The organism is Streptomyces polyasparticus (genome assembly GCF_014493765.1).
GTDB lineage: Bacteria > Actinomycetota > Actinomycetes > Streptomycetales > Streptomycetaceae > Streptomyces > Streptomyces polyasparticus.
In genome coordinates this window covers 1-1,264 of record NZ_JACTVJ010000102.1, presented here as the reverse complement: position 1 = coordinate 1,264, position 1,264 = coordinate 1, and the positions used below count along the sequence as shown (strand labels likewise).

General features: G+C 68.6%; 1 protein-coding gene and 1 pseudogene. Both read left to right on the top strand.

All coding sequences use genetic code 11. The features are described from left to right. A pseudogene (locus H9Y04_RS45645) lies at window positions 1-82 on the top strand (IS5/IS1182 family transposase); the annotation flags it as partial. Window positions 83-105: 23 nt separating this feature from the next. Continuing rightward, window positions 106-1,190 (top strand): IS630 family transposase gene (locus tag H9Y04_RS48850; protein WP_438818230.1). Its coding sequence is split into 2 segments (ribosomal slippage): window positions 106-559 and window positions 559-1,190, totalling 1,086 coding nucleotides; the frame shifts between segments, so codons are not numbered across the junction. The last annotated feature ends 74 nt before the right edge of the window (window positions 1,191-1,264 follow it).

Genomic DNA, 1,264 nt, shown 5'->3' with positions numbered 1-1,264 from the left:
CCTGGTCCTGGACGAGCTCGGCGCGCGCGGTGAGCTCGACTGGTCGCGGTGTGCCATCGACTCGGTCAGCGTCCGTGGGCTTGATCCTCGCGGTACGCCGTTGTCATGAGGTACGCGCAGGGCGGTGGGCTGACGGACGAGAGGCGGGAGTTCCGCGAGGGGCTGCGGCTGGCGGCGGCTGAGCGGTTTGCCCGGGGTGATGCGAGCTCGGCGATCGCGAAGGATCTGCGGGTCAGTGTTCGGTCGGTGCAGCGGTGGCGGCGAGTCTGGGTCGATGGCGGCCCGCGGGCTTTGCGCTCGGCGGGGACGGCGTCGCCGCCTCGCTTGAGCGAGGCCCAGTTCGCCCAGCTGGAAGGCGAGTTGGCCAAGGGCCCGGTCGCGCACGGCTGGCCGGATCAGCGGTGGACACTGTCCCGGATCAAGACAGTGATCGGCCGACGCTTCCATAAGAGTTACACCGTCCAGGGCGTGCGCAAGCTGCTGATCCGGCACGGGTTTTCCTGCCAGATCCCGGCCAGACGCGCCCTCGAGCGCGACGATGCGGCGATCACCGGCTGGGTGAAGGAGACCTGGCCGCTGGTGGAAGCACCGCGGCGGCGCTCGACGCCTGGATCGTCTTCGAGGACGAGGCCGGGTTCTCGATGACGCCGCCGATCGCCCGCACCTGGGCCCGCCGCGGCTGCACCCCCGTCATCCGCGTCCGTGGCCGTTCCCGTCGCCGTGTCTCGATCGCCGCCCTGACCTGCTACAAACCTGGTCAACGTTCCCGGCTGATCTATCGGCCCCGCCGCGACGACGGCCGCCGTGACGGCCGCAAGTCCTTCGCCTGGAGCGACTACCGCGACCTGCTGCAGGTTGCTCACCAGCAGCTCGGCGGTCCGATCGTGCTCGTCTGGGACAACTTGAACGTCCACCTCGATGCCCGGCTGCGCAGCTGGATCGCCGGCCGGGACTGGCTGACCGTTCACCAACTCCCCTCCTATGCACCGGATCTCAACCCGGTCGGCGTCTGGGGGCTACTGCGACGCGGCTGGCTCAGCAACGTCGCCTTCACCAGCCCCGACCACCTCATCCAGACCGTCAGGCGCGGCTTGCGCACAATCCAATACCGGAGCGACCTCATCGACGGATGCCTCACTGGAACCGGCCTATCCCTCAGCCTGACGACTCCACGAGTTCAAGCTCAGTAACACAATGAGGTGCATCGGCCCTGGTAGCCGTGCCTGGAAGGCGAGTTGTGCGTTGTCCGGGCCGTGGGGACTTC